This window comes from Comamonas granuli NBRC 101663, from assembly GCF_000739995.1.
GTDB classification, from domain to species: domain Bacteria; phylum Pseudomonadota; class Gammaproteobacteria; order Burkholderiales; family Burkholderiaceae_C; genus Simplicispira; species Simplicispira granuli.
In genome coordinates, this window is sequence record NZ_BBJX01000002.1 from 14,062 (window position 1) to 40,037 (window position 25,976).

General features: G+C 70.0%; 24 protein-coding genes. 12 read left to right on the plus strand and 12 right to left on the minus strand.

Going from position 1 to position 25,976, the window contains the following annotated elements; translation table 11 throughout:
- Nucleotide 1: 1 nt before the first annotated feature.
- Nucleotides 2–1,126 (minus strand): MlaE family ABC transporter permease, encoded by a 1,125-nt coding sequence (locus CGR01S_RS01800; RefSeq protein ID WP_042421828.1) that lies wholly within the window; start codon nt 1,124–1,126, stop codon nt 2–4.
- Between the two features lie 191 nt (nt 1,127–1,317).
- Between CGR01S_RS01800 and CGR01S_RS01805 the strand changes: the two genes are divergently transcribed.
- The 7 genes from CGR01S_RS01805 to CGR01S_RS01835 all read left to right on the plus strand — a co-directional run bounded on the left by CGR01S_RS01805 (nt 1,318) and on the right by CGR01S_RS01835 (nt 8,773).
- Nucleotides 1,318–2,994 (plus strand): GMC family oxidoreductase, encoded by a 1,677-nt coding sequence (locus CGR01S_RS01805; protein ID WP_042421830.1) that lies wholly within the window; start codon nt 1,318–1,320, stop codon nt 2,992–2,994.
- 227 nt (nt 2,995–3,221) lie between these two features.
- Nucleotides 3,222–3,980: a sulfite exporter TauE/SafE family protein gene (locus tag CGR01S_RS01810; protein ID WP_042421831.1), complete on the plus strand. Its 759-nt coding sequence runs from the start codon at nt 3,222–3,224 to the stop codon at nt 3,978–3,980.
- A 174-nt stretch (nt 3,981–4,154) separates the two neighbouring features.
- Nucleotides 4,155–4,916 (plus strand): ABC transporter substrate-binding protein, encoded by a 762-nt coding sequence (locus CGR01S_RS01815; protein WP_042421833.1) that lies wholly within the window; start codon nt 4,155–4,157, stop codon nt 4,914–4,916.
- A gap of 39 nt (nt 4,917–4,955) precedes the next feature.
- Nucleotides 4,956–5,738 (plus strand): amino acid ABC transporter permease, encoded by a 783-nt coding sequence (locus tag CGR01S_RS01820; RefSeq protein ID WP_042421835.1) that lies wholly within the window; start codon nt 4,956–4,958, stop codon nt 5,736–5,738.
- Complete coding sequence (locus CGR01S_RS01825; protein WP_042421838.1) at nt 5,735–6,484, plus strand: amino acid ABC transporter ATP-binding protein; 750 nt, start codon at nt 5,735–5,737, stop codon at nt 6,482–6,484. The genes CGR01S_RS01820 and CGR01S_RS01825 overlap by 4 nt, the downstream gene beginning before the upstream one ends.
- A 51-nt stretch (nt 6,485–6,535) precedes the next feature.
- Nucleotides 6,536–7,822, plus strand: a complete 1,287-nt coding sequence (locus CGR01S_RS01830; RefSeq protein WP_042421841.1) for a DcaP family trimeric outer membrane transporter — start codon at nt 6,536–6,538, stop codon at nt 7,820–7,822.
- Nucleotides 7,823–7,885: 63 nt separating this feature from the next.
- Complete coding sequence (locus CGR01S_RS01835; RefSeq protein WP_042421843.1) at nt 7,886–8,773, plus strand: DMT family transporter; 888 nt, start codon at nt 7,886–7,888, stop codon at nt 8,771–8,773.
- On the opposite strand, the gene mrdA is transcribed toward CGR01S_RS01835, so the two are convergent.
- The 4 genes from mrdA to CGR01S_RS01855 all read right to left on the minus strand — a co-directional run bounded on the left by mrdA (nt 8,774) and on the right by CGR01S_RS01855 (nt 13,310).
- Nucleotides 8,774–10,714: a penicillin-binding protein 2 gene (gene mrdA, locus CGR01S_RS01840; protein WP_042421845.1), complete on the minus strand. Its 1,941-nt coding sequence runs from the start codon at nt 10,712–10,714 to the stop codon at nt 8,774–8,776.
- 28 nt (nt 10,715–10,742) lie between these two features.
- Complete coding sequence (gene mreD / locus CGR01S_RS01845; protein WP_042421847.1) at nt 10,743–11,258, minus strand: rod shape-determining protein MreD; 516 nt, start codon at nt 11,256–11,258, stop codon at nt 10,743–10,745.
- Nucleotides 11,255–12,178, minus strand: a complete 924-nt coding sequence (mreC, locus tag CGR01S_RS01850) for a rod shape-determining protein MreC (protein ID WP_042421849.1) — start codon at nt 12,176–12,178, stop codon at nt 11,255–11,257. The genes mreD and mreC overlap by 4 nt, the downstream gene beginning before the upstream one ends.
- Nucleotides 12,179–12,266: 88 nt before the next feature.
- Entirely contained in the window at nt 12,267–13,310 is a 1,044-nt protein-coding gene (locus tag CGR01S_RS01855) for a rod shape-determining protein (RefSeq protein ID WP_042421851.1), read from the minus strand.
- Between the two features lie 242 nt (nt 13,311–13,552).
- Here CGR01S_RS01855 and gatC point away from each other — a divergent pair, with 242 nt between their 5' ends.
- The 3 genes from gatC to gatB all read left to right on the plus strand — a co-directional run bounded on the left by gatC (nt 13,553) and on the right by gatB (nt 16,937).
- Nucleotides 13,553–13,852, plus strand: a complete 300-nt coding sequence (gene gatC, locus CGR01S_RS01860; protein ID WP_042421852.1) for an Asp-tRNA(Asn)/Glu-tRNA(Gln) amidotransferase subunit GatC — start codon at nt 13,553–13,555, stop codon at nt 13,850–13,852.
- A 10-nt stretch (nt 13,853–13,862) separates the two neighbouring features.
- Nucleotides 13,863–15,359, plus strand: coding sequence for an Asp-tRNA(Asn)/Glu-tRNA(Gln) amidotransferase subunit GatA (gene gatA, locus CGR01S_RS01865; RefSeq protein WP_042421855.1), 1,497 nt, complete (start codon nt 13,863–13,865; stop codon nt 15,357–15,359).
- A 114-nt stretch (nt 15,360–15,473) separates the two neighbouring features.
- Complete coding sequence (gene gatB, locus CGR01S_RS01870) at nt 15,474–16,937, plus strand: Asp-tRNA(Asn)/Glu-tRNA(Gln) amidotransferase subunit GatB (RefSeq protein WP_042421857.1); 1,464 nt, start codon at nt 15,474–15,476, stop codon at nt 16,935–16,937.
- Nucleotides 16,938–16,988: 51 nt separating this feature from the next.
- Here gatB and CGR01S_RS01875 read toward each other — a convergent pair whose 3' ends face one another.
- The 5 genes from CGR01S_RS01875 to CGR01S_RS01895 form a co-directional block, all read right to left on the minus strand.
- Nucleotides 16,989–17,690 carry a DUF4124 domain-containing protein gene (locus CGR01S_RS01875; protein WP_439644716.1) on the minus strand — a complete coding sequence of 234 codons (702 nt, stop codon included), beginning with the start codon at nt 17,688–17,690 and terminating at the stop codon, nt 16,989–16,991.
- 8 nt (nt 17,691–17,698) lie between these two features.
- Nucleotides 17,699–18,388, minus strand: coding sequence for an orotate phosphoribosyltransferase (gene pyrE / locus CGR01S_RS01880; RefSeq protein ID WP_042421859.1), 690 nt, complete (start codon nt 18,386–18,388; stop codon nt 17,699–17,701).
- Nucleotides 18,389–18,469: 81 nt separating this feature from the next.
- A complete protein-coding gene (rsmA, locus tag CGR01S_RS01885; protein ID WP_042421860.1) occupies nt 18,470–19,228 on the minus strand; it encodes a 16S rRNA (adenine(1518)-N(6)/adenine(1519)-N(6))-dimethyltransferase RsmA in 759 nt (252 codons plus the stop codon).
- On the minus strand, nt 19,225–20,616 hold the full coding sequence (locus CGR01S_RS01890; RefSeq protein WP_042421861.1) for a peptidylprolyl isomerase: 1,392 nt from the start codon (nt 20,614–20,616) through the stop codon (nt 19,225–19,227). The genes rsmA and CGR01S_RS01890 overlap by 4 nt, the downstream gene beginning before the upstream one ends.
- Before the next feature lie 13 nt (nt 20,617–20,629).
- On the minus strand, nt 20,630–23,035 hold the full coding sequence (locus CGR01S_RS01895; protein WP_042421862.1) for an LPS-assembly protein LptD: 2,406 nt from the start codon (nt 23,033–23,035) through the stop codon (nt 20,630–20,632).
- 78 nt (nt 23,036–23,113) lie between these two features.
- Here CGR01S_RS01895 and CGR01S_RS01900 point away from each other — a divergent pair, with 78 nt between their 5' ends.
- Nucleotides 23,114–24,232, plus strand: a complete 1,119-nt coding sequence (locus tag CGR01S_RS01900; RefSeq protein ID WP_042421863.1) for an aminoglycoside phosphotransferase family protein — start codon at nt 23,114–23,116, stop codon at nt 24,230–24,232.
- 65 nt (nt 24,233–24,297) lie between these two features.
- Entirely contained in the window at nt 24,298–25,023 is a 726-nt protein-coding gene (locus tag CGR01S_RS01905) for a 16S rRNA (uracil(1498)-N(3))-methyltransferase (RefSeq protein WP_042421866.1), read from the plus strand.
- Between the two features lie 3 nt (nt 25,024–25,026).
- Here the strand turns inward: CGR01S_RS01905 and CGR01S_RS01910 are convergent, their stop codons facing one another.
- Together CGR01S_RS01910 and CGR01S_RS01915 are read right to left on the minus strand one after the other, a co-directional pair.
- Nucleotides 25,027–25,344 (minus strand): antibiotic biosynthesis monooxygenase family protein, encoded by a 318-nt coding sequence (locus CGR01S_RS01910; protein WP_042421868.1) that lies wholly within the window; start codon nt 25,342–25,344, stop codon nt 25,027–25,029.
- Nucleotide 25,345: 1 nt separating this feature from the next.
- Nucleotides 25,346–25,912, minus strand: a complete 567-nt coding sequence (locus CGR01S_RS01915; RefSeq protein ID WP_042421869.1) for a DUF3617 domain-containing protein — start codon at nt 25,910–25,912, stop codon at nt 25,346–25,348.
- Between the last annotated feature and the right edge of the window lie 64 nt (nt 25,913–25,976).

The following is a 25,976-nucleotide window of genomic DNA, read 5'->3' on the forward strand; positions in this document are numbered from 1 at the left end:
GCTAAAAACCGACGTTCTTGAAGACCACCGCAAACAGCGCGTCCACGATGATGACCACGGTGATCGAGGTGACCACCGAGGCCGTCGTGCCCTCGCCCAGGCTTTGCGTGTTGGGCTTGACGCGCAGCCCCCAGTGGCAGCCGACGAGCGCAATCAGCGTGCCGAAGACGACCGACTTGGACAGCGCGAGCGTGAGGTTGCCGATGCCCACGGCGGCGGGCATGGCGTGGAAGAAGTAGGCAGGCGAGATGCCCAGCGACAGGTCGGCCGCGAGCATGCCGCCGGCGAGCGCGCACAGCGTGGTCCACACGCACACCAGCGGCATGGCCAGCGCCAGCGCCAGCGCGCGCGGCAGCACCAGGCGAAAGCCGTGCGGGATGCCCATGACGCGCATGGCGTCGAGCTCCTCGGTCACGCGCATCACGCCGATCTGCGCGGTGATGGCCGAGCCCGAGCGGCCCGCCACGAGGATGGCCGCCAGCAGCGGCCCGAGCTCGCGGATCAGCGCGATGCCCAGGATGTTGACGATGAAGGTCTCGGCCCCGAACTGGCGCAACTGCAGCGCGGTGAGGTAGGCCAGCACCACGCCGATGAGAAAGCCCACCAGCGCCGTGATGGGCAGCGCCGTCGCCCCCATGCGGTACAGATGGCCCGAGACGTCGCGCCAGGGCCCGCGGCGCGGCGCGCGCGCCAGGCGCAGGCTGTCGAGCAGCATCTGGCCCACCATCTGCAGCAGGTGGCGGGCGTGGTCCAGGCCGTGCAGCACCAGCACGCCCAGGTGGTCCACCTGCTCCCCCAGGCGCCAGCGCTGGGCCGGCGGCGCCGGGGCGGTAAAGCGCGCCACGCGCTCGAGCATGTCGCGCTGGGCGGCGCTGAGCCACAGGCGCGCCGGCCAGGCCTGGCCCCAGTGGTTCCACAGCACCTGGGCGCCCACGTGGTCCAGCCACTGCAGGCCGCGCAGGTCCCAGCCCAGGCGTGCCTGCGCGGGCAGGGCGCGGAGCTGGCCCGCCAGCGCCTGCCACTGGGCCCGCTGGCCCAGGTCGGCCGCGCCCCAGCGCCCGCGCGGCAGCGCGCACGGCCCATCGGGCGTGTCGGTGTGGTCGATGCGGGGCGAGGAATCGGTCATCACGTCGGCGCTCGGCGCAGGGCCGGCGAGGCACGCAGTATCATGAAAAACACGGTGCAGGGCAATACTGGTTTGCGCAAGGCGCTATTTTTTCCATAGCGACTGCGCACCGGCACGACAGTGCCAGGCCCCCACCCATCGCACAATACGGCACGGACCGCGCCCGCGGCGCGCCCACCACGAGAGGCACCATGAGCGACACGACCTTCGACTTCATCATCATCGGCGGCGGCACGGCCGGCGCGCTGCTGTGCAACCGCCTGAGCGCCGACAAGACGCGCCGCGTGCTGCTCATCGAGGCCGGCCGCAAGGACGACTACCACTGGATCCACATCCCCGTGGGCTACCTCTACTGCATCGGCAACCCGCGCACCGACTGGCTCTACCAGACCGAGCCCGACGCCGGCCTCAATGGCCGGCGCCTGCGCTACCCGCGCGGCAAGACGCTGGGCGGCTGCAGCAGCATCAACGGCATGATCTACATGCGCGGCCAGGCGCGCGACTACGACCAGTGGGCCCAGCTCACCGGCGACGACGCCTGGCGCTGGGACAACGTGCTGCCCGACTTCCGCCGCCACGAGGACCACTGGCGCCTGGACCAGCCCGACGGCGTGGACGCCGACTTCCAGCGCCTGCACGGCAACAAGGCCACGGGCAGCACGGGCGAGTGGCGCGTGGAGAAGCAGCGCCTGCGCTGGGACGTGCTCGACGCCTTTGCGCACGCCGCGCAGCAGGCGGGCATTCCCGCCACGCAGGACTTCAACAGCGGCGACAACGAGGGCGTGGGCTACTTCGAGGTCAACCAGAAGGCCGGCTGGCGCTGGAACACGGCCAAGGCCTTTCTGCGCCCCACCTGCTACGGGCGCTCCAACTTCGAGATGTGGACCAGCGCGCACGCCACGCGGCTGCTCATCGAGACCGATGGCAGCGGCCAGCGCCGCTGCACCGGCGTGCAGGTGTGGGACGGGCACGAGATGGTCAGCGCGCACGCCACCTGCGAGGTGCTGCTGTGCGCGGGCGCGGTGAACTCGCCGCAGTTGCTGCAGCTCTCGGGCATCGGCCCGGGCGAGCTGCTGCGCCAGCATGGCATCGCGCCGGTGCTCGATCTGCCCGGCGTGGGCGCCAACCTGCAGGACCACCTGCAGATCCGCTCGGTCTACAAGGTGCAGAGCGTCAAGACGCTCAACACCCAGGCCGCCAGCCTGTGGGGCAAGGCGCGCATCGGCCTGCAGTACGCCTGGAGCCGCAGCGGCCCCATGAGCATGGCGCCCTCGCAGCTCGGCGCCTTCACGCGCTCCAGCCCGGACCAGCCCTGGCCGAACATCGAATACCACGTGCAGCCGCTCTCGCTCGACGCCTTCGGCGATCCGCTGCACGACTTCCCGGCCTTCACGGCCAGCGTGTGCAACCTCAACCCCACGAGCCGCGGCACGGTGCAGATCAAGAGCGCGGACTTCCGCGACGCACCGGCCATCGCTCCGCGCTACCTCTCCACGCCCGAGGACCGCCAGGTCGCCGCCGACAGCCTGCGCATCACGCGCCGCATCGTGGCCCAGCCGGCGCTCGCGCGCTACAAGCCCGAGGAGTTCAAGCCCGGCGTGCAGTACCAGACCGACGAGGAGCTCACGCGCCTGGCGGGCGACATCGCCACCACCATCTTCCACCCCGTGGGCACGACCAAGATGGGGCGCGACGGCGACCCCCTGGCCGTGCTCGATGCGCGCCTGCGCGTGCGCGGCATCGCGGGGCTGCGCGTGGTGGACGCGGGCGCCATGCCCCTGATCACCAGCGGCAACACCAACTCCCCCACGCTGATGATGGCCGAGAAGGCCGCGGCCTGGATCCGCGAAGACCACCGCAGCGCCTAGGGCGGGAAATCCCCTATGGGACACAGGCGCTGGCGCCGTTACAGTAACGCCACTCGAAAGCGCAGCCCGTTGCGCTGAACGGGGGGCCGGGGAGACAAACCGCCACCACAACCACAAGCATTTCACAAGCACCCGACGAGGTGCGTGCCTTTTATCCGACGCCAGCACTGCTGGCGTTTTTTTTGCCCGGCGCCCGCGTGCCGGGGCGGATGCGACAATCCGCCCCCATGGAATGGATACTGGTCTCGCTGGCCTCCCTGCTTGCCGGCTTCGTGGACGCGATCGTGGGGGGCGGCGGCCTGATCCTGCTGCCCGCGCTGTTCGCCACCTTCCCCAGCGCCCCGCCGGCCACGCTGCTGGGCACGAACAAGAGCGCCTCCGTCTGGGGCACCGCCATGGCCACCTGGCAGTACAGCCGCCGCGTGCAGATGCGCTGGCAGGCCATGCTGCCGGCGGCGCTGGCGGGCTTTTCCGGCTCCTTCGCCGGCGCCTGGGCGGTCACCGTGGTCGCGCCCGACTTCCTGCGCAAGCTCCTGCCGCTGGTGCTGCTGGCCGTGCTCGCCTACACCCTGGCGAAAAAGGACCTGGGGCGCCACCACGCGCCGCGCCTGGCCGCCCGCGCCGAACTGCTCGCTGCCAGCCTCATTGGCCTGGCGGTGGGCTTTTACGACGGCTTCTTCGGCCCGGGCACGGGCAGCTTCTTCGTCTTCCTGTTCGTGCGCCTGCTGGGCTACGACTTCCTCAACGCCTCGGCCGCGGCCAAGCTGCTCAACGTGGCCACCAACATCGCCGCGCTCATCCTGTTCACGGCCAAGGGGCATGTGTGGTGGCATTTCACCCTGCCCCTGGCGCTGGCCAATGTGCTGGGCAGCGTGCTGGGCACGCACATGGCGCTCAAGCACGGCGCAGGTTTCGTGCGCGGCATCTTCATCGTCGTGGTCGGCGCGCTCATCCTCAAAACGGGCTACGACGGATTCCTGCGTTGAGGCCTCAGGGTTCTCCATGATGGCCGAGCGCGGGGGGGCGACTTCTATAATGATGACAGTTTGATGGCACGCCTGCACGGCATCCCCGCAGCAGGCTTCGTTTTTACCGGCTCCGGCCCCGCGCTATCCGCAGGCCGGATTTTTTTGTACCTGAACACCCCTACAGGACATTCCATGAAGTTCCTCAAGTTTGTCGCTTCCGCCGTGGCGCTGTGCGCCGTGTTTTCCGCCCAGGCGCGCACGTTCGACGAGGTCAAGAAGGACGGCAAGATTCTCATCGCCACCGAGGGCCAGTTCGCCCCGTTCAACTTCTTCAACGGCACCACGCTCACCGGCTTCGAAGTCGAACTCGCCGAGCTCGTGGCCAAGAAGATGGGCGTGCACATCGAGTGGAAGACGCTGGGCTTCGACGCCCTGCTGACCGGCCTGCGCCAGGACCGCTGGGACCTGGTGATCGCCTCGCACGGCATCACCGAGGAGCGCGCCAAGGCCGTGACCTTCACCGAGCCACACTACTGCTCGGGCGGCATGATCATCGCCATGGACCCGGCGATCAAGAACGCCAAGGACCTGGCCGGCAAGGTGGTCGCCGTGCAGACCGGCACCAGCTACCTCGAGAACGTCAAGAAGGTCGCCTCCATCAAGGAGATGAAGAACTTCCCCACCGACGTGGATGCGCGCAGCGCCCTCGCATCGCGCCGCGTGGACGCCTGGGTGACGGACCGCTTCGTCGCCAAGGCCGTGGCCGAGAAGAACCCGGGCGCCGGCTTCAAGCTCGGCGACATGCTGTTCATCGAGCGCATCGCCGCCGCCGTGGCCAAGGGCAACCAGTCGCTCGCCCAGGCCTGGTCCAAGGCCCTGGCCGAGACCATGGCCGACGGCAGCTACACCCAGCTCTCCAAGAAGTACTTCAACGAAGACGTGCGCTGCCAGTAAGCCGGGCCCCTCGCCCTCCTTCCCGCCGGTCCGTTCTTCATGCTCACCGCCCTTTGGCCCAGCCACTGGAGCCGCCAGCAGCGCAGCAATGCGACGCTGGTGAGCGCCGTGGTCCTCATGGTCCTGGCCCTCATGCTGCTGGGCCAGATGCTTTCCTTCCTGCCCGAGCCCATCGGCCCGAACGCGCAGGCCTTCTCTGACGGTGCGCGCACCACGCTGTGGCTCACGCTGATCAGCGGCAGCGTCGGCCTCGTGCTCGGCACAGCCGCCGCGCTGGCGCGCACGGCGCGCTGGGCGGCGCTGCGCTACCTGGCCAGCTTCTACATCTGGGTGATCCGCGGCACGCCGCTGCTGGTGCAGATCCTGTTCGTCTACTTCGCCCTGCCGGCGCTGGTCCCGGGCCTGAACCTGCCTGATTTCGCTGCCGCGGTGCTGGCGCTCTCGCTCAACGTGGGCGCCTACAACGCCGAGGCCATCCGCGCCGGCCTGCTCGCCGTGCCGCGCGGCCAGACCGAAGCGGCGCGCGCCCTGGGCCTGGGCCGGGCGCATGTGTTCTTCGACGTGGTGTTCCCGCAGGCCTTCAAGATTGCCCTGCCCCCGCTGGTGAGCAACTTCGTCGCCCTGCTCAAGGACTCCTCGCTGGCCTACGCCATCGGCGTGGTGGAGCTGACCAACGTGGGCAACCGCATCCAGTCGGCCACCTTCCAGCCCATCGCCACGCTGACCACCGTGGCCGTCACCTACCTGCTGCTCACCACGCTGGTCACGCAGATCTCCAACGCCATCGAATACCGCTTCGACGTGGAAGGGCGCGCGCGATGAGCACAGCCCAGCCCACCCCCTACATCGTCGCCGAGCATGTGTGCAAGTCCTTCGGCACGCACCAGGTGCTGCGCGACGTGTCCACGCATTTCAATACCGGCGAGGTCACCGTCATCATCGGCGCCTCGGGCTCGGGCAAGAGCACGCTGCTGCGCGCCATCAACCGGCTGGAGCCGCACGACAGCGGCACCATCACCATCGGCGGCGTGCCCGTCACCGACGACCCGCACACCCTGCAGCAGCAGCGCTGCGAGGTCGGCATGGTGTTCCAGCAGTTCAACCTGTTCGGCCACCTGAGCGTGCTCGACAACATCACGCTGGCGCCGCGGCGCATCCGCCGCACGCCGCGCAGCGCAGCCAACGAGCAGGCCATGGCCCTGCTGCGCCGCGTGGGCCTGCACGAGCATGCGCACAAGTACCCCTGGCAGCTCTCGGGCGGGCAGCAGCAGCGCGTGGCCATTGCACGCGCGCTGGCCATGCAGCCCAAGGTCATGCTGTTCGACGAGCCGACCTCGGCGCTCGACCCCGAGATGGTGCAGGAAGTGCTGGACGTGATGCGCGAGCTCGCGCGCGGCGGCATGACCATGATCGTGGTGACGCACGAAATGGGCTTTGCGCGCGAAGTCTCCGACCGCGTGCTCTTCTTTGACCAGGGGCGCATCGCGCACGACGCACCGCCTGCCTCCTTCTTCGACAACCCGGGCAATGACCGCATCCGGGCCTTCATCGGCCGCATGGGCGCCTGAGACCCAGCACCCAGCACCCTGCAACACCCCACCCAACCCAACGGAGTGACCATGAAACTGACCCCCACCTTCGTGACCCTGCTGGCCGCCGGCCTGTGCAGCCTGCCCCCTGGCGCCCTGGCCCAGTCCGCCAAGGACCTGGAAGAGCTGCGCAACGAGATCAAGGCCCTGCGCGCCGAGCTCAACCAGCTCAAGGCTCAGCAGGCCCAGGCGCCCGCCGCTTCGGCCTCCGGCTGGAGCGACCGCATCGATGCCGTGGAGCTCAAGCAGAAGGACGCCGTGGTGCTGGGCGACATTCCCGGGAGCTTCCGCCTGCCGGGCAGCGAGACCTCCATCCGCGTGTACGGCTACGCCGAGGCCAACCTGATCAAGGACTTCAAGGGCACGGCTCCGGGCGACAACTTCTCCAACCTCGCCGAGCAGCCGCTGGGCAAGAGCGAGCACGGCAAGACGGCGCTCACGGGCCAGACCTCGCGCTTCGGTTTCGAGACCTCCACCCCCCTGGGCAATGGCGCGTTCAACACCAAGATCGAGGCCGACTTCTACGGCTACTGCGGCTCCGAATGCAACCGCAACCGCCTGCGCCTGCGCCACGCCTATGGCGAATACGCGGGCTGGCTGATCGGGCAGACCTGGTCCACCTTCATGGACCTGGACAACCTGCCCGAGACGGTGGACTTCAACGGCCCGCCCGGCGCCACCTCGCGCCGCCCGACCATGGTGCGCTACACCTGGAACAACCCGCAGCTTGCCAAGTTCCAGTTTGCGCTGGAGGAGCCTTCCGACGGCGCCCGCTCGCCCAACCTGATCGCGCGCGTGGACAAGTCCTACGACTGGGGCGGCGTGAGCGCACGCATCCTGTCGCATGAGCAGCGCATCGGCGGCATCTCCAAGCGCGGCATGGGCCTGGGCCTGTCGGGGGCGTACAAGCTCACGGGCACCACCACGCTGATGGCGCAGTACACCCTGATGGACGGCGACAACGACGGCGCCTACCTCGTGGGGGCGAACTACCCCGTGCTCGACGGCACGCGCCTGCGCCTGGACCGCGCCCAGGGCGTGGTCCTGGGCCTGTCCAATGTGTTCAGCGAGAAGCTGCGCGGCACGCTGGCCATGGGCTGGGTGCGCTCGCGCCAGGCGCTGGGTGACGACTACGTGAACGCCTACGGCGACGAAGGCAACCTGCGCCTGTTCCAATGGCACGCCGGGCTGTACTACTCGCCGATCAAGAACGTCGAGTTCGGCACCGAGCTGCTGGGCGGCCGGCGCACCACCTACGGCGGCGCCACGGGCAATATGACGCGCCTGAACCTGCAGGCACGCTACCTGTTCAACTGATCCGGCTTCTTCCTCCCACCACGGGCTGGCCGGGCAACCGGTCAGCCCTTTGCTTTTCCTGTCATGCGCACCGAGCGTCTTGGGCTGCTGGCCCTGTTGGTCGTGACCCTGGTCTGGGGCACCACATTCCCTGCCATGAAGCTGCTGTCCAGCGTGCTGGACGCGCTGCAGATCATCTGGCTGCGCTTTGCCATCGCGCTGGTGGTGCTCGCCCCGCTGTGGCGCGGCATGCGGCGCAGCGAGCTGCGCTGGGGCCTGCTGCTGGGCGGCCTGCTGTTCCTCGCCTTCTGGCTGCAGGTCGAGGGGCTGGCGCGCACCACGAGCAACCGCAATGCCTTCGTCACCGGGCTCAACGTGCTCGTCGTCCCGCTGCTGGCCATGCTGGCGCTGGGGCGCCGCTACGGCTGGCGCCTGTGGGCCGCCTGCGCCATGGCCTGCGCCGGCATGGTGCTCATGTTCCACGAGGACGAGCCCTGGAACCTGGGCGATTCGCTTACCCTGGCGAGCACGGTGTTCTACGCGGTCTACATCCTGGCGCTGGAGGAGAGCACGCGGCGCAACCTGCTGCTGCCGCTGCGCCCCACACGCATGGCCGCCGTGCAGGCCAGCGTGATGCTCGCAGCCGCCAGCGCCCTGCTGCTCGTGCGCGGCGGCGCCTGGCCCTGGCAGCGCTTGCCGCAGCTCGATACCGCCGCCTGGATCGCGCTGGTCTACCTGGGCCTGCTGGCCAGCGTGGTCGTGGTCACGCTGCAGGCCTGGGGCCAGCAGCGCGTGGACGCCATGCGCAGCGCCATCGTCTTCGGTCTGGAGCCGGTGTTCGCCGCCCTCACGGCCTGGGTGCTGCTGGGCGAGCGCCTGGGCCTGGCCGGCCTGGCCGGGGCCACGCTGATCGTCGGCGCCCTGGTGTTCAGCCAGCTCCAGCCGCCACCGCGCGTGCAGATGTCGGCCTGATCACGGCGTGGGCAGGGGCACGTCGGCGGCAGCGCGCGGCTTGCCGATGGGCGCGGCCGCCTGGCCCTTGCGCACGGCCGCCATGTCTTCCTCGCTCGGGTACTGGCCCAGTAGCCAGTAGTCGAACACCCGCCGGGCAATGGGCGCGGCGGCCGCCGCCCCGAAACCGGCGTTCTCCACGATCAGGGCCACGGCGATGCGCGGCTCCTCGGCCGGGGCAAAGGCGGCAAACAGCGAATGGTCGCGCTGGTGCTCTTCGAGCAGGCGGGCGTTGTACCTCACGTTCTGGCCCAGGCTCACGGCCTGGGCCGTACCCGTCTTGCCCGCCGAGGTGTAGGGCGCGCCGGCGAACACACGCGTGCCGGTGCCGCCCTTGTTCACGGCCACCAGGGCATTGCGCACGATGTCCACGTTCTGCGGCGCAAACCCCAGGTTTTCGCCCTGCGGCTGCTCGATCTCGGTCACCACACCAGTCACGGAGTCCTTGATCGCCTTGGCCAGGTGCGGCCGGTAGCGCGTGCCGCCATTGGCCAGGGTGGCTTCGGCCAGCGCCAGCTGCAGCATGGTGAAGTTGTTGTAGCCCTGGCCTATGCCCAGCGACACCGTCTCGCCCGGGAACCAGCGCTTGGCCTCGGCGCGCTTGTTGACCTGGCGCTTCCACGCCGTGCTGGGCAGCACACCGCGCAGCTCGCCGCCCAGGTCGATGCCGGTGATCTGGCCAAAACCGAGCGGCGCCATGAAGTCGTGGATGGCGTCCACGCCCAGCTCCACGCCCAGCGAGTAGAAATAGGTATTGCTGGAGAACTGGATGGCACGGTGCATGTCCACACCGCCCAGCCCGCCCTCGTGGCTGCGGAAGGTGCGCCCGCCGAAGGTGTAGTAGCCGGGGTCGTTGACCACCATGCTGGGCGAGCGCTTGCCCAGTTGCAGCGCGGCCAGGGCCATGAAGGGCTTGTAGGTCGAGCCCGGCGGGTAGGTACCGCGCAGCGCACGGTTGAGCAGCGGCTTGTTGATGGACTCGTTGAGCGCCTGCCAGTTCTCCTGGTCTATGCCCTCGACGAACAGGTTGGGGTCGAAGGTGGGCTTGGAGACCAGGGCGAGGATTTCGCCGTTGCGCGGATCGAGCGCCACCAGCGCCCCGCGCCGTTCGCCGTAGAGGTCCTCGATCATCTTCTGCAGCTTGATGTCGAGCGAGAGCATCACCGTCTGGCCGGGCGTGGCGGGAAAGCTGTCGAGCTTGCGCACGGCGCGCCCGCCGGCGGAGGTCTCCATCTGGTCCACGCCGGTGATGCCATGGAGCTGCGCCTCGAAGCTCTGCTCGATGCCGAGCTTGCCGATGTATTCGGTGCCGCGGTAGTTGGCCTCGTCCTCGGACTCCTCGATGCGCGCCTTCTCCGCCTGGTTGATGCGCCCGATGTAGCCGATGGCGTGGCTGCCGGCCTCGCCCAGCGGGTAGCTGCGGAACAGCCGCGCCTTCACGTCCACGCCGGGGAAGCGGTAGCGCTGCGCGGCAAAGCGCGCGACCTCGGCGTCGGACAGGCGCGTGCGGATGGGCAGGGACTCGAAGCTCTTGGATTCCTCCAGGAGGCGCTTGAAACGGCGCCGGTCGCGGTGCTGGATGTCCACGATCTCGGCCAGGCCGTCGATGGTCTGCTCCAGGCTCTCGACCTTGGAGGGGGTGATCTCCAGGGTGTAGGCCGAATAATTGGTCGCCAGCACCACGCCGTTGCGGTCCAGGATGAGCCCGCGGTTGGGCACGATGGGCACGACGGCCGTGCGGTTGCTCTCGGCCTGCTCGGCCAGGTCGTCGTGGCGCACGACCTGCAGATACAGCAGGCGCGCGACGAGCAGGCCAAAGGCGAGCAGCACGACCACACCGAGCACCAGCACGCGCGCGCGAAAGCGCCGCGCTTCGGCTTCGGCATTGCGCACCTCGGTCATGGTCCGGCCGCTCCCCGGGCTGCGGCCTTCACGGCCGCTGGTCCTTGCTGTCGGGCGTGCGGCGCTGGGGCCACAGCAGCGCCGCGCTCACCAGGGGCCACAGCAGGGCCTCGAACAAGGGCGCCAGCAGGGCGCTCCAGCCCGCCCAGCCGCGCCCGGCCAGCAGGCCGGCGAGCACATAGGCACCGTGCGCCGCGGCAAACACGCCGACCATCTGCAGGGGCTGCTGCAGGGGCCGGAGCCAGAGCACGCGGCGGTGGAACAGGCGCGTGCCGAACATCAGCACCGTGTAGGCCAGCGCATGCTGCCCCAGCATGGCTGACTGCTGCACATCCATGCACAGGCCGAACACGAAGCCCAGGCCCAGGCCCACGCGCAGCGGCTGGTGCACACCCCAGAAGGCGAGCACCAGCACCAGGGCATCGGGCGCCCAGGGCCGCGCCCCCAGAGGCAGCAGATTGATGGCCAGGGCCACGCACAGGCTGGCGGCGATGAAGGCGGGATTGACGGGCAGCAGCAGAGGCTGCCCACGCGGCATGATCATGGACGCCCCCTCTTGCGCGCGGGCGGCTCCGCCGCCTCGGGCGCCGGGCGCGGGGGCAGGCGCTGCGCCTCGGGCTGCAGCAGCAGCACCTGGCGCACCGACTGGATGGGGGCCACAGGCTCGCAGTAGATGCGCGCAAACGCCGAGTCGGCGCGCCGCTCCACGCGCACCACGCGGGCCACGGGCAGGCCTGCAGGGTAGACGCCGTCCAGGCCGCTGGTCTGCAGCAAATCCCCTTCCTGCACGTCGGCGTTGGCCGAGACGAAGCGCAGCTCCATGCCCCCGCCATGGCGCGCTGCCGGATCGCCGTAGGCGACGCCGCGCGCGGCCGTGCGCGCGTTGAGCACGGGAATGGCCTGCTCACGGTCGGTCAGCAGGGTGGCTTCGCTGACGAAGGGGTGCACGCGCGTGACCTGCCCGAGCACGCCGGCCCCCACCAGCACCGGCGAGCCAGGTTGCACGCCGGCGTCCTGCCCGCGGTCGAGCACCACGCGGCGGGTGTAGGGGTCGGCGGTCTCGTAGAGGATCTGCGCCGCGAGCACCGGCACGGCCAGTTGCTCGCGCAGCCCCAGCAGTTCGCGCAGGGCGGCGTTTTCCTGCGCCAGCATGCTGCTCTGGTGCACCTGCAGCGCCCACTGCGCCAGTTGCTGGCGCGCCTGGGCGGCCTCGTCCCGGGCATCCTGGAGGGAATGGAAATACCCGGCCCCGCCGCGCGCCCACTCCACGGGCTGGAGCATGAGCATTTGCACCGGGTAGAGCAGCAGGCCTACGGCCTGGCGCACGGGGTCGGTGATGCGCAGGCGCACGTCGGCCACCATGAGGAACAGCGCCAGCGCGCTGTAGAGCACGAGCTGCGACAGCGCCGAGGGCCTGCGCTTGAACAGCGAGGGAGCGCTGCGTTCGAGGGTTCCGAGCGGCATGGGCGTCCGGGCGGTGCGGCGTTGCGTGCGGGTGGAGACTCGTGCCTGCGCCGGAGCCCCTGCAGCCGCAAGGCCCCGGCCCGTCGCGTCACTCGCTCGTGAAGATGCTGCCGGCCTGGTCCATGCGCTCCAGGGCGATGCCGCAGCCGCGCACCACGCAGGTCAGCGGGTCTTCGGCGACCAGCACCGGCAGGCCGGTTTCCTCGGCCAGCAGGCGGTCGAGGTCGCGCAAGAGCGCGCCGCCGCCGGTGAGCATCATGCCGCGCTCGGCGATGTCGGCGCCGAGCTCGGGCGGCGTCTGCTCCAGCGCGTTCTTGACGGCCGAGACGATCTGGTTGAGCGGCTCGGTCAGGGCTTCGAGCACTTCGTTGGAAGAAATGGTGAAGCTGCGCGGCACGCCTTCGCTGAGGTTGCGTCCGCGCACTTCCATTTCGCGCACCTCGGAGCCCGGGAAGGCGCTGCCGATCTGCTTCTTGATGGACTCGGCCGTGGGTTCGCCGATCAGCATGCCGTAGTTGCGGCGGATGTAGCTGATGATGGCCTCGTCGAACTTGTCGCCGCCCACGCGCACGCTGCCCTTGTAGACCATGCCGCCGAGCGAGATCACGCCCACCTCGGTGGTGCCGCCGCCGATGTCCACCACCATGGAGCCGCTGGCCTCGCTGACCGGCAGGCCCGCGCCGATGCCGGCGGCCATGGGCTCCTCGATCAGGTAGACGGCCGTGGCGCCCGCGGCCTCGGCCGCGTCCTTGATGGCGCGGCGCTCGACCTGGGTGGAGCCGCAGGGCACGCAGATGATGATGCGCGGGCTGGGCGTGAGCAGCGAGCGCGGGTGCACCATCTTGATGAACTGCTTGATCATCTGCTCGGTGATCACGAAGTCGGCGATCACGCCGTCCTTCATGGGGCGGATGGCTTCGATGTTGCCGGGCACCTTGCCCAGCATGGCCTTGGCCTCGCGGCCCACGGCCTGGATGACCTTCTTGCCGTGCGGACCGGTTTCGTGGCGGATGGCGACCACGGAAGGTTCGTCAAGAACCAGCCCCTTGCCGCGGGCGAAAATCAGGGTGTTGGCGGTGCCAAGGTCGATGGCGAGATCGGTGGAGAGATACCGACGGAAAGCTCCGAACATGCAATAAATCCTCTCGGGCAGGGCCCGCGCTGGGGCTGGCCCTCGCCGGTTCGTACAGTGTGTGGTCTTGCGCGCAACGCACGCCGTGGACGGCGTGCAGGGCCTTGCCCGGCGGGATCGCACGGGGCCCTGCGGCGATATCCTGCGGCAAAGGCGGGATAATACCGCATCCCCTGTGAATAACTTGCCCCGGAAATGCCATTTGGGCAGCTTTACATCCGGTTTCTTAGGCAGAACTCTCTATGGCACTGACACCCCAGGACATCACCCGCATCGCCCATCTGGCGCGGCTGGAACTCACCCCCGAGGAAAGTGGGCGCATGCTCACGCAGCTCAACGATTTCTTCGCCATCGTCGAGCAGATGCGCGCCGTGGACACCAGCGGCGTGAGTCCGCTGGCGCACCCGGTGGCCGCCGTCCAGGACGTGGCCCTGCGCCTGCACGCCGACGTGGTGAGCGAGCCCAACCAGCGCGAGGCCAACCAGCAGAGCGCGCCCGCGGTCGAGCGCGGCCTGTTCCTGGTGCCGCGGGTGATCGAGTAAGGAGCGCGCCATGAACCACCGCACCACCGCCTTGCACGACCTGGGCGTCGCCGAACTGGCCCAGGCCCTGCGCACGCGCCAGGTCTCGGCCGTCGAGACCGCCCAGCATTTTCTGCAGCGCGCCCGCACGCAGCAGTCCCTGGGCGCATTTCTGAGCCTGAACGAAGACGCCACGCTGGCCCAGGCGCGCGCGGCCGACGCGCTGCTTGCCAGCGGCAACGCCCCCGCCCTGGCGGGCGTGCCCATCGCGCACAAGGACGTGCTCGTCACGCGCGACTTCCCCACCACCGCCGCCAGCCGCATGCTGCAGGGCTACCAGTCGCCCTTCGATGCCACCGTGGTGGCGCGCCTGGCGCAAGCGGGCTGCGTGACGCTGGGCAAGCTCAGCTGCGATGAGTTCGCCATGGGCGGCTCGAACGAGAGCGCGCACGTGCCCCCCGTGGGCGGCACGGCGCCCCAGCCCGTGCGCAACCCCTGGGACCCGGCGCGCATCCCGGGCGGCTCCTCGGGCGGCTCGGCCTGCGCCGTGGCCGCGCGCCTCACCCCGGCAGCCACGGGCACGGACACGGGCGGCTCCATCCGCCAGCCGGCGGCGTTCTGCGGCATCACCGGCATCAAGCCCACCTACGGGCGCGCCAGCCGCTACGGCCTGATCGCCTACGCCTCCAGCCTGGACCAGGCGGGCGTCATGGCGCATTCGGCCGAGGACTGCGCGCTGCTGCTGTCGCACCTGTGCGGGCCCGACCCCGAGCGCGACTCCACCAGCCTGGACGTGCCGGCCGAAGACTTCAGCCGCGCGCTGGACGCCTCCATCGAAGGCCTGCGCATCGGCATCCCCGCCGAGTTCTTCGGCGAAGGCCTGGCCGACGATGTGCGCGCCGCCGTGGACGCAGCGCTGCGGCAGTACGAGCAACTGGGCGCCCGCCTGGTGCCCATTGCGCTGCCGCGCACGCAACTGGCCGTGCCCGTGTACTACATCCTGAGCCCGGCCGAGGCCTCGTCCAACCTGTCGCGCTTCGACGGCGTGCGCTACGGCTACCGCGCCCCCGCGTTCACCGACCTGCTGGACATGTACAAGAAGACCCGCGCCCAGGGTTTTGGCGACGAGGTCAAGCGCCGCATCATGATAGGCACCTACGTGCTCTCCGAGGGCTACTACGACGCCTACTACCTGCAGGCGCAGAAAATCCGCCGCATGATCGCCGACGACTTCCAGGCCGCCTTCGAGCACTGCGACCTGATCGCCGGCCCCGTGGCGCCCACGGTGGCCTGGGAGATCGGCGGCAAGACCGACCCCGTGGCCAACTACCTGGCCGACATCTACACCCTGCCCGCCTCGCTCGCCGGCCTGCCCGGCATGAGCGTGCCCGCAGGCCAGGGTGCGGGCGGCATGCCCGTGGGCCTGCAGCTCATCGCCAACTACTTCCAGGAAGGGCGCCTGCTGGGCGCGGCGCACCGCCTGCAGCAGGTCACGGACTTCCACCTGCAGCGGCCGGCAGGCATCTGAAACCATAGCTGCCCGCGCTTTATCCATGAGGGTTTGAACTAGTTTTGATACGCAAAACCTTACCCACCAAGCGCGAGCAGCTCACTTTTTTAGCAAGACCAGGGCAGGGCACATATGTCTGCGAAACTCATCCAGGGCTACGAAGTCGTCATCGGCTTTGAGACCCACGCACAACTGGCGACCGCCACCAAGATCTTCAGCCGCACCAGCACCGCCTTCGGCGCCGAGCCCAACACCCAGGCCAGCGCCGTGTGCCTGGCCCTGCCGGGCACCCTGCCGGTGATGAACCGCAAGGCCGTGGAATGCGCCATCCGGCTGGGCCTGGCGCTGGGCTCGCACATCGCGCCGCGCAGCATTTTTGCGCGCAAGAACTACTTCTACCCCGACCTGCCCAAGGGCTACCAGATCAGCCAGTTCGAGATTCCCGTGGTGCAGGGCGGCGCGGTGAGCTTCTACCTCGGCGACGAGCAGAAGACCGTGCGCCTGGTGCGCGCGCACCTGGAGGAGGACGCGGGCAAGTCGCTGCACGAGGAATTCCACGGCATGAGCGGCATCGACCTCAACCGCGCGGGCACGCCGCTGCTGGAGATCGTGACCGAGCCCGACATGCGCTCCACCGACGAAGCCGTGGCCTACGCCAAGGCGCTGCACCAGATCGTCACCTGGATCGGCATCTGCGACGGCAACATGCAGGAGGGGAGCTTCCGCTGCGACGCCAACGTCTCCGTGCGCAAGCCCGGCGCGCCCCTGGGCACGCGCCGCGAGATCAAGAACCTGAACTCGTTCAAGAACATGCAGCAGGCGATCGACTACGAGATCCGCTGGCAGATCGAGCAACTGGAGGACGGCCACGCCATCCAGCAGGCCACCGTGCTGTTCGACCCCGACACGGGCGAGACGCGCGCCATGCGCAGCAAGGAAGACGCGGCCGACTACCGCTACTTCCCCGACCCCGACCTGCCGCCGCTGGTGATCGCGCCGGGCTGGATCGACGAAGTGCGCGCCCAGATGCCCGAGCTGCCGCGCGCCATGGCCGCGCGCTTCGTGCAGCAGTACGGCCTGCCCGAGTACGACGCCACCACGCTCACGCAAAGCCAGGCCATGGCGGCCTACTTTGAAGACGCCGCCCAGGCCTGCGGCGCGCCCAAGCTGGCGAGCAACTGGGTGATGGGGGAGATCTCGCGCCGCCTCAACCAGGAGGAGATCGCCATGGAGGCGGTCAAGGTGTCGAGCCGCCAGCTCGCCCAGCTCATCGGCCGCATCCAGGACGGCACCATCAGCAACAACGCCGCCAAGCAGGTGTTCGACGCGCTGTGGAGCGGCGCAGGCGCCGAGGTGGACGCCGTGATCGAGGCCAAGGGCCTCAAGCAGATGCAGGATACCGGCGCGCTGGAGCAGATCATCGACGCGGTGATTGCCGCCAACCCGGACAATGTGGTGCAGTTCCAGGCCGGCAAGGACAAGGCCTTCAACGCCCTGGTGGGCCAGGTGATGAAGGCGAGCAAGGGCAAGGCCAACCCGCAGCAGGTCAACGATCTGCTGCGCGCGCGCATCGCCGGGCCGGCCACGCCCTCCTGAGCCCAGCGCGCGGCGCCGCGCGCCCGCAGGCCTGGCGCGGCGCGGCGGGCGTCAGCGCGCAGCGGGTGCCGGGGCCGCGGTGGCTGCGCCTGCCTGGGCCGGGGGCGCCAGGCGGCCAGCCCACAGTTGCTTGAGCAGCGCGAGCTCGGCGTCGAAACGCTGGTGCACGCGCGCCTTTTCCTGCTCCTGCGCCGCCAGGAAGCGCTGCTGCTCGGCGATCTCGTCGGTGTTCTCCAGCGCCCGGCGCTGCAGGGACATGGGCGCCTTGGTCGGGTCCTTGCGGTAGAACTCCATCTCCTCGTCGATCTTGGTGCGCCGCTCCTGCAGCTCGGCGATGCGCTTTTGCGCCGTGGCCTTGACCTCGTCGATGTGCGCCAGCGCGGCCGCGCGTTCCGCGTCGTGCGCCGGCTTGTCGGGGTAGCGCGCCAGCAGCACGCGCTCGCGGCGGCGCTCCTCGGCGATGCGGTTGCGCTCTTCCTGCTCCTTGCGCCGCTGCGCCTCCTGCGCGGCGCGCTCGTTCTCCGACAGCGTGGGGCCGATGACGCGGCGCACCGTGCCCGTGGGGCTGAGCTCGCGCTGCTCGCGGTCCATGCATTCGGGGATGGGGCGGTCGGCCGTCAGGCGCCGGCCATTCTTGTCGATGCAGGTGTAGATGTCGGACTTGGGCCCCGGCTGGGCCAGCGCAGCCAGCCCCAGGCCTGCCAGCAGCAGCCCCGCAGCCCAGCGCACACGCTTCTTGGCAAGTCCGGTCAACAATGCATTCACTCCTGCTCGACACCATAGCGCTGGCGGTAGGCCAGCACGCGTTCGTGGTGGGCGGCCATGTCGGCCGAGCCACGCTCCGATAGGTAAAGCAATAAGTCTGCCAGCGTAGCGATAGCGCAAACCTGCAGGCCGAGCTGGCTACGCACATACTGTACGGCACTGTAGGGCACGTCCTGCCCGTTTTCCGTGGCCATTTCCTGGCGGTCCAGGGCGATGGCCATGGCGTAGGGCGTGGCGCCGGCGGCGCGGATCAGGGCGATGGACTCGCGCGCCGCCGTGCCCGCGGACATCACGTCGTCGATGATGAGCACGCGCCCCCGCAGCGGCGCGCCGACCAGCGTGCCGCCCTCGCCGTGGTCCTTGGCCTCCTTGCGGTTGTAGGCAAAGGGCACATTGCGGCCCTGGCGCGCCAGCTCCACGGCCACGGTGGCGGCCAGGGGAATGCCCTTGTACGCCGGGCCGAACACCATGTCGAATTCCACGCCGCTGGCCAGCAGCGCCTGGGCGTAGAACTGCGCCAGGCGCCCGAGCTTGGCGCCATCGTCGAACAGCCCGGCATTGAAGAAATAGGGGCTCATGCGGCCCGCCTTGGTCTTGAACTCGCCAAAGCGCAGCACGCCCGCCTCCACGGCGAAACGCACGAAGTCCTGCGCCAGCGCGCCCGGGGGGTTGCCTTGTCCGGCCATGGGTGTGTCCTTATGCAGTGATGCCCCGGCATTGTAGGGACGGCCGCGCCGCCCGGCTGACAAGTTTGTTCGCCAGGACGGTCACATTCCCGCGGCCAGGGCGGTGTACTCGTGCGCCGGCACCTCCTCGGCGCGGCGCTGCACGTCGAAGCCGCCCGCGTAGCCGCGCGCCTCCAGCCAGCGCCCCAGGGTGTGGCGCAGCAGCTTGCGCCGCTGGCTGAAGGCGACCTGCACCAACTCCTCCAGCAGGGCGGCATCGAGCGCCACGGGCGCCGCGTGCGGCCGCATGCGCACGACGGCGCTGTCCACGCGCGGCGGCGGCTCGAAGCTCTCGGGCGGCACGAAGAGCACGTTCTCCATGGCGTAGCGCCACTGCAGCATGACCGACAGGCGGCCGTAGTCGGCCGTCGCGGGGGCGGCGACCATGCGGTCTATCACCTCCTTTTGCAGCATGAAATGCTGGTCGGCGATGACGTCCACATAGCGCAGCAGGTGGAACAGGATGGGCGTGGAGATGTTGTACGGCAGGTTGCCGACCACTCGGAGGTGCGCCGCCCCCAGCGCTTGCGCCACCTGCGCAAAATCGACTTTCAGCACATCGGATTCGATGACCTGCAATTGCGGGTGCTGGCGCAGCCGCTGGGCGAGGTCGCGGTCGAGCTCGACGACGGTGAGCCGCCCCAGGCGCTCGACCAGCGGCTGGGTGAGCGCAGCCAGGCCCGGCCCGATCTCGACCATGGGCTGGCCGGGCTGCGGCGCGATGGCGCGCACGATGGCGTCGATGATGGCCGGGTCCGACAGGAAATGCTGTCCGAAGCGCTTTCTGGGAATGTGCTTCATTGCGGCGGATCGCGGTATTCGACGTAGGCGCGCGCGCGCTGCTCCTGGGCCCAGGTGGCGTAGGCGTCCTCGGTCTTCTTCTGGCGCACGGCCTGGCGCGCGAGTTCGCGCTGCTCGCGCGACGTCAGGCGCTGCTCGCGCCGCTCCAGCAGCTGGATCAGGTGCACGCCAAAGCGCGAGACCAGCGGCTGGCCGATCTCACCGGGCTTGAGGGCGTCCATGGCCTCCTCGAACTCGGGCACGAAGCTGCCGGGGTTGACCCAGCCCAGGTCGCCGCCCTGCTTGGCGCTGCCGTCCTGCGAGTGCTCGCGCGCGAGCTGGGCGAAGTCGGCCTGGCCCGCGAGGATGCGCTGGCGGTAGTCGGCAAGCTGCGCGGCCGCAGCAGCCTCGCTCAGTTGCGCCCCGGTGCGCAGCAGGATGTGGCGCGCATGGCTTTGCACCACGGTGGCGGGCATGCCGCCGCGGCTCTTGTCGAGCAGCTTGAGCACGTGAAAGCCGGCGCCCGAGCGCACGGGCCCGGCCACGCCGCCCACGGCCAGCGGGGCCGTGGCCTGCACGAACAGCTCCGGGTAGCGGTCGGCGCTGCGCAGACCCATCGCGCCGCCCGTGCCGGCGGCGCCGGGGGCATCGGAGAACTCGCGCGCCAGGGCGGCAAAGTCGCCCCCGCTGCGCGCCTTGTCGGCCACGCCCTGGGCGCGCGCCTGGGCGGCGGCGATCTGCGCCGCGCTGGCGCCCTCGGGCACGGCGATGAGGATGTGCGCCAGGTTGATCTCGGCGCGCGCGGCGGCGCCCGCCAGGGAGGTCTGCTCGCGCAGGAACTGGTCGATCTCGGGCTCGCTCACGCGCACGCGCGCATCGACCTCGCGCTCGCGCAGGCGCTGCAGCAGGAGCTGGCGGCGCAGCTCCTGGCGGAACTGCTCGCGCGAGACGCCGTCGGCCGCCAGGCGCCGGTACATCTCGGCTTCGCTGACCTCGTTGCGCCGCGCAATGTTCTGCGCCGCCTGGTCGATGGCCAGGTCGTCCGCCGTGATGCCGCCCTCGCGCGCGAGCTGCATCAGGGCCTTCTCGACGATGATCTGCTCCATCATCTCGTGCGCCAGCACGTCCAGCGGCGGCTGCGCCTCGCCGGCGCGCGCGAGCTGGCGCTGCAAGCGCTGCGCGCGCGCGCGCACCTCGTTGTTGGTGACGGGCTCGGAGTTGACCACGGCGACGATGTAGTCGGCCTGGCGCTGGGCCGGCGCGGCGGGCGCGGCCGCGGGCGCCGCGACAGGCGGCACCAGCGCAGGGCGCGCTGCCCCCGGCAGGCGTACGCCCGGCTGGGCCAGGGCACCCGGCGGCACGAGGATGGCCAGGGCCACAAGGCCGGCGGCGATGGCACGTGTTGTCATGGTGGGCAGTGCGTTAGTCGTAGTTGCTGAAACGGCTGGGGGGACGCTCCTGATCGCGCAGGTAGCGGTAGCCGGGGATATTCTGCTGCAGGCTGGCCAGCGGGTTGGCGCCCAGGCTCAGGCGCGAGAAGCCGACGAACTCGATCTGGAACAGCAGCCGGGTGTTGGAGGTCTGCAGGCTGTTCTGCAGGCGCTCGAGCACGACGCGGCCGATCCAGCAGCAGCTGTCGTACTCGAAGCCGATCACGGTGTCCACGAGCTTGCGCTCCTGCAGGCTGTAGTTCAGGCGGCCCACGCTGTACCAGCGCGCGCGCCCGGAGCCCGTGCCGGCCGGCGCGCCAAAGAGGCCGTCGAGCGGCCACTGCCAGCCCACGTCCACCTGCTCGCTGGTGCCGCGCTGCAGGCGGTAGGCGGCGCTTACCACGCGGTAGGCACCGGGCTGGTAGCGGGCGGCGATGGTCGAGCGCACCGAGCGCCGCGTCTTGGGGTTGAACTGCACGGTGGAATCGAAGCCCCACTCGCTCGTCCAGTTCACGGCGGCGCCCAGCATCACGTCGGACAGGCGCTCGCTCACCGGCGCCTGCCCGGGCAGCTGGACCTTCTGGTCGGCAAAGCGCAGGCGCTGGGCGATGCCCAGGCGCGCCGCCTCGGCCCCGGTGCCGGAGTCGAGCAGGCGCGTGGTCACGCCCAGGGTGAGCAGATTGTTGTCGGCAATGCGGTCCTGGCCGCCGAAGGCGTTCTCGGTGTAGATGGTGGCGAAGTTGAAGTCGTTGGCCGCCGTGTCGTACAGCGGCAGCATGCTCTGGTCGCGGTACGGCGTGTAGGTGTAGAAGGCGCGCGGCTCCAGCGTCTGCAGAAAGCCGCGGCCGAAGAACTGCGCCTCGCGCTCGAAGTACAGCCCGCTGTCCAGGCTGAAGGTGGGCAGCGCGCGGCTGGCCGAGCGCAGGCCGCCGGGCAGCAGGCTGTCGAACTGGTAGTGGCTGGCATGCCACTGCAGGCGCGGGGTGAGAAAGCCCGCGCTCGTCAGGAAGGGGCGGCTGAGCTGCCCCAGCAGGTAGCTGCGCCGCGCGTTGGGCTGGCCCGTGAGGCGCGGCTCGGCCTGAAAGCGCGTGGTGTCGAGCTCCAGGCTGGCGTCGAAGCCGCCCGCCAGGTGCTGGGGCGCATAGCGCCACTGCCACTGCGGCAGACGGTCGAAGGGCGGCACGATGGGGGCGCTGGCGTCCTGCAGCGTCTGCCACTTGAGGGTGCGCAGGCGCATGCTGACATCGCCCGCCGACCAGGTGAACAGCGCATCGCCCGGCAGCAGGCGTTCGCGCACCTTCTGCGTGCCGTAGGACATGTCGCGCCAGTGGGAGAAGTCGCGCCAGTAGTCGTCATCGCTCACGCGGCGCAGGTTGAGCTGCAGGCCCGCCGTGCCCAGGGGCACGGCCACGGCGCCGTTGTGCTCCAGTGCGTAGCTCCAGCGCGTGCTGCCGCGCAGACGGTCGCTGGGCAGCACGTCGGCGCGCACGCGCCCCTGGTAGCCGGGCTCCAGGTAGCGGAACTCGCCGCCGAGCTGCACGCCGCGCTTGGCCAGCAAGGCGCCCTGCAGGGTGGCATCGCGGTTGGGGGCGATGTTCCAGTAATACGGCTGGGCATATTCGAAGCCGTTGGTGCTGTCCAGGCCCAGGGTGGGCGGCAGCAGGCCGGATTTGCGCTTGTCCGACAGGGGAAAGCTGATGCCGGGCATGGGCAGGATGGGCACGCCCTGGAATTCGAGCACGGCGTTCTCGGCCGAGCCCACTTCCTCCTGCTGGTCCAGGTGGATGCGCTCGGCGCGCAGCACCCAGTCGGGGCGCCAATCGGCGGCGTCCTCGCGCGTGCAGGTGGTGTAGGTGCCCTGGTGCACGTCGGCACGGTCGCGGTCCAGGAAGTCCACGCGCGTGGACTCGCCGTGGGCGCCGTTGGCGAGCAGGCGGTAGCGCGCATCGGTGAAGAAGCCCTCGAAGGCATCGACGTGCAATTGCAGCACCGAGCCCTCGTAGACATTGCCCGCGCGGTGGATGCGCACCTGCCCCGTGGCGCGCGCCAGGTCGTCGGGCGCGGTGTACTCCATGCGCTGGGCGCGGATCACGGTGTCGCCGCGGCGCAGCTCGGCATTGCCCTCGATCTCGGCGCGGATGTCGGGCTGGCCCGTGATGCGGTCGCCAAAGACGAACACCGGCAACTGCGCCCGCGCGGCCTCGGGAATGGTCTCGGCCAGCGCGGGGCTGGCGCGCAGGTGGGGCGGCTCGTCCCAGGCGCTGGCCTGCGCCCAGGCGCCCAGCGGCAGCACCCCCGCCAGCACCGCCGCCAGGCGCGCCACGGGCCGCAGCCCACCGGGCAGGTGCTGCGGGCGGCGCCGGGGGCGGGAGGGGTGCTGAGGATGCAAAAAGGTCATGGGTGGGCTGGCCAGGGCGCGGCGGCTGCGCTGCAGCGGCCGGGCCGGACATACCGGGTTTGTAGAATTCGATTATCCATGAGCCACCCTGCCCCACCTGCATCCCCGGCCAGCGCCCACGCGGCCGTGACCTGGGCCGACCCCGCGCGCCAGGCGGCCTTCGACGCCTGGCTCGCCCCCCTGGCCGCCGCCCACGGCCTGCAGCCCGCCAGCCTGCGGCCGGCATCGAGCGACGCGAGCTTTCGCCGCTACCTGCGCGTGGACACCGCCACGCCGGGCCGCAGCTGCATCGTGATGGACGCCCCGCCCGACAAGGAGGACTGCCGCCCCTTCGTGCAGGTGCAGGCGCTGATGCAGCAGGCCGGGCTGAACGTGCCGCAGATCCTGGCCTGGGACGCCGCGCACGGCTTCATGCTGCTGTCCGACCTGGGGCCGCACACGCTGATGCAGGCCCTGGACCCCGCCGACCCGCAGAAAGCCCACCCCTGGTACCTGCAGGCCATCGACCTGCTGGTGGACTGGCAAAAGGCCTCGCGCCCCGGCGTGCTGCCGCCCTATGACGAAGCCCTGCTGCAGCGCGAGCTGGCCCTGTTCCCCGACTGGTACCTGGCGCGCCACCGCCAGGTCACGCTGACGGAGGCGCAGCAGCAGATGCTCACGCGCACCTTCGCCGCCATCGTGGCGAACAATCTGCAGGCGCCACAGGTCTTCGTGCACCGCGACTTCATGCCGCGCAACCTCATGCAGCCCGTGCACGCCGGCGCGCCGCCGGGCGTGCTGGACTTCCAGGACGCGGTGTATGGCCCCATCACCTACGACATCGCCAGCCTGCTGCGCGACGCCTTCCTGAGCTGGGAGGAGGATTTCGTCATCGACATCACCGTGCGCTACTGGGAGAAGGCGCGCAAGGCCGGCCTGCTGGGCGCGGCCAGCGCGAGTGGCTGGGGCCAGGACTTCGGCGAGTTCTACCGCGCCGTGGAATGGATGGGCCTGCAGCGCCACCTGAAGGTGGCCGGCATCTTCGCGCGCCTGACGCTGCGCGACGGCAAGCCGCAGTACCTGCAGGATGCGCCGCGCTTCATCGGCTACATCCGCTCCACCGCCAGCCGCTACCGCGAGCTGGCGCCGCTCTTGCGCTTCATCAACGAAGTGGAGCAGGTGCAGGAAACCATCGGCTACGCCTACGGTCGCATGTGAATAAAAGCAAAAACAGCCTGAAGCGCTTATGTATCAAGCGCCACCAGCTACCAATTGAATAGCACATGCCTCGCTTCCACTGCCCCGTGCCGCTGACTCCGGGCGCGGACATCGCCCTGCCCCCAGGCGCCGCGCGCCATGTGCAGGTGCTGCGCCTGCAGCCGGGCGAGGCCATCACGCTGTTCCACGGCGGCCCGGGCGGCCCGGGCGGCGAGTTCGAGGCCACGATCACGCGCATGGGCCGCAGCGAGGTGCGCGCGCTAGTGGGCACGCACCACGCCGTGGAGCGCGAGGCGCCGCGCGCCGTGCACCTGCTGGCCGGCATCACCGCCAACGAGCGCATGGACTGGCTGGTGGAAAAGGCCACCGAACTCGGCGTGGCCAGCATCACGCCGTTGCTGGCCGAGCGCAGCGTGCTCAAGCTCAAGGGCGAGCGCGCCGAGAAAAAACTCGCCCACTGGCAGGCCGTGGCCGTGGCCGCCTGCGAGCAGTGCGGGCGCAACCGCGTGCCGCCCATCCACCCGGCCGTGGACCTCGCCGACTGGCTGCGCGCGCCGCCGGCCGAGGGCGCGCGCCTGCTGCTGTCGCTGCGCCCCGGCACGCAGCCCTTGCGCGCGGCAGCGCCGGGCCACGGCGCGCTGACCTTTCTGTCGGGCCCCGAGGGCGGACTCACCAGCGCCGAGGAAGACCTGGCGCTGGCCCACGGCTTCGCGCCCGTGACGCTGGGCACGCGCGTGCTGCGCGCCGAGACCGCGCCGCTGGCCGCGCTGGCGGCGCTCACCCTCGGTTGATTACTACATGCCGTAGTCGCGCTCCACGCGCGCGATGCGCAGGCGAAAGCCGGCGTACCACTGCTCCCGCCCCAGGCGCTGGGCCTCCAGGTGCTCGGCGTTCTGCTTCCAGGCGGCGATGGACTGCAGATCGGCCCAGTACGAGACCGTGATGCCCAGGCCCTCGCGCGCCGACTCCGCGCCCAGAAAGCCCGGCTGCTGCGCGGCCAGTTCCACCATGCGCGCGGCCATGGCGCCGTAGCCGTTGTCGCCGTCCGTGCGCAGGCTGGTGAAGATCACCGCGTAGTACGGCGGCGCAGGCGTGTGGGCAAAGCCGTCCATGTCAGCGCCCCATGGGCATGGGCTTGATGGCGCCGCAGTGGTCGGACAGCCATTTGCCCGACTGCGCCATGTCGATCTGCTCGGGCTTGCCCTGGCTCTGGGTCTTGAAGCGGAACTGGCCCGTGTAGGCCGTGGGCCCCTGCATGCTGATCGTGCCCTCGCCGCTGGACGGCGGCTGGTCCTGACCGCCCTTGCAACTGAAGGCCACCTTCATGGTGCTGGCATCGACGCGCTGCACCTTCTGCGTACAGCCTTGCTGCTGCGGGATGTGGTCGAGGTCGGCCTGCTCCTTGGTGATGCAGACTTTCACCGTCTGGCCCTTGGGCCCCATGCTGACGCCCTGCTGCGCCATCATCTGCTCCATCTGCTTGCGCTGCTCGGGCGGCATGCTGGCCAGGGCTTTCTGCATCTCGGCCATGGCGGCCTCCATCTGGCCGCTCTGGCTCTTCATGGCAACGCTGTGCTCCCACAGGCCGGGGCGCATTTTCTGCTGCGCGCTGGCGGCGCCGGACGCGCCGGCGAGCACGGTCAGCGCAGCAGCGCAAACAATGGAACGCGGAATCTGCATGGTGTGCCTTTCCCAAGAAACAGGTTGGAGTCGGCGCACAGTATCCCGCAAGGCGGGGGCAGAT